Here is a 447-nt window from a genome sequence, read left to right as displayed (position 1 = left end):
TAACACTGCTTTGATAAACATAATCTAATGAATGAGAATTAATCCCCAACCATCCAAACCAAGCATCTATATTTGCTGCTGGAGGAGATATTTCTCCCGCAACTCTTGGTGGCATATTAACTTCAGAACCCCATTTCACTAATGAGCTGATAAATCCACCTACTATAGTTGCCCAAAATACGACTTTGAGATTAGCTTTATTTTTCCACATAAAAACACCTTAGTAATATACTATTTAAGAAATTTCATCCCTACATTGTGAAACAAGGTAGCTTATAAAGATCTCTTTTATATTTAACGTAAATTAAATTATAGTGCATTATTGAAATCTAGCATTAATCTTACTTTTCTAACTTATTATTTATTTTTTGATTTATTTAGTAAAATAACTTGAATAATATAATATTTCATGTTAGTTAATTTTCATTATATTTTATTTATTAATAA

Annotated in this window: 1 pseudogene; it reads right to left on the bottom strand. The window is 26.8% G+C overall.

The features are described 5' to 3' along the window. A pseudogene (locus tag M983_RS16685) lies at nt 1–211 on the bottom strand (DUF1440 domain-containing protein); the annotation flags it as partial. Nucleotides 212–447: the final 236 nt, after the last annotated feature.

Source organism: Proteus myxofaciens ATCC 19692, assembly GCF_001654855.1.
Taxonomy (GTDB): Bacteria; Pseudomonadota; Gammaproteobacteria; order Enterobacterales; family Enterobacteriaceae; genus Proteus; species Proteus myxofaciens.
Note: the sequence above shows the minus strand (reverse complement) of the source record. Positions and strands in the feature narration are given on the sequence as shown.